At 74.3% G+C, this 1,395-nt stretch carries 1 protein-coding gene; it reads left to right on the plus strand.

Annotation, left to right across the window (positions count from 1 at the left end; all coding sequences use genetic code 11):
- Positions 1-339 precede the first annotated feature (339 nt).
- A partial coding sequence (locus tag VP06_RS32960; RefSeq protein ID WP_053082133.1) for a lytic transglycosylase domain-containing protein occupies positions 340-1,395 on the plus strand: 1,056 nt, incomplete at its 3' end.

The following is a 1,395-nucleotide window of genomic DNA, read 5'->3' on the forward strand; positions in this document are numbered from 1 at the left end:
GCCGGGCGGTCCGGGCGGATTCGGCCGGCCGGGGGGAGGCGGAGGGTTCGGTGGCGGATGGTTCGGTGGCGGAACGGGAGGCGGGTTCGGAGGCCGGCGCTGAGACGAATCAGCCGAATCACGGGACCGCACGGACGCCGCGCGAGTGCCGGAAAAAGCTTGGCCGTTGTGTCCTTGCGGCCACATCGCCGCACGAAACCAGGGGATCCTAAGGCCCAGTTAACGGCCAAGTCGGAAAGCGGAACCGCCAAGTCTCTTTCCCGCCGCATTTGAACCGGAGCAGGATGGGCCTTCCCGTCGGTGCGGCAGCGCACCGGCCCCCTTCCCGCAGGTTTTTGCATGCGCAAGCGCCTCTTCATCGCCGTCGCCGTCGCGACGCCGCTCCCGGCCACGGCCCAGGTGAGCCCTGTCCGCGACAACATCGACGCGCTGATCGAGGCCCATGCCAAGGCCAACGGCGTGCCGGCGAGCTTCATCCACCGGGTGGTGAAGCGGGAGAGCGGCTACAATCCCCGTGCCGTCGGTCGCGGCGGTGCGATGGGCCTGATGCAGATCAAGCATGGCACCGCCCGGTCGCTGGGCTATAGCGGCCCGGCCTCCGGCCTGCTCGATGCCAGGATCAACCTGACCTATGGCGTCGCGTACCTTGCCGGGGCGTACAAGACCGCGCATGGCAACGAGGCCCAGGCGTACAGCTACTACGCCCGCGGCTACTATTACGCTGCCAAGCGGGCGGGCATCCGCACCGACGTGGCCGAACTCCAGGCGCCGCCGGTCCGGGAGTTGCCCACCAACCCGCTCAACAAGTTCCTGGGCAGCGTGTTCGGAAGCCGCCAGGCCAGCGCGACGACCACCGCCTCGGCCGATCCGTCGGTCGCGGCCCTGTCGAGCGCCGTCGCCCCGTCAGGCGTGTCGTCGCTATCCTCGACGGCGCCGGCGGCCCCGCAGGCTGTGGCGGCGGTCCAGCCGGCCACCGCACCGCTTCAGCCGCCCGAGGCCACGGCGCCAGCGGGCGCCGCACAGGTCGCCGAGCCGGTCGTCACCGTGCCGCTGCCGCCGGTCCGCCCGACCTCGCTGGCCTTCCACGCCGCCCCGACGCCGCCGGCCAGCCCGGTTCTCGCCTATGCGGGCAACACCGCCGTCGCCGGCCTGCCGTTCCCGACCTCGGGCCAGACGGTCAGCCTCACGGCGGCGGGGGCCCCCGTGAGGCTGACCGCATGGGCCCGGGTCGGGGACGGGCGGCGCGCGGCGGCGGGGTTTGCCGCCGCGGGGAGGAACCGGGCGGCCGGGGGCCGGCGGGGGGGGTGGGAGGACCGAGACGCGGGGGGGGCACGCGGGCGCGGGGCGGGGGCGGCCAGGCCGGCGCGCGCGGGCGGCGCCCGTGGGGCGGGCGGG

Origin of the sequence: Methylobacterium aquaticum (genome assembly GCF_001043915.1) — a bacterium.
GTDB lineage: Bacteria > Pseudomonadota > Alphaproteobacteria > Rhizobiales > Beijerinckiaceae > Methylobacterium > Methylobacterium aquaticum.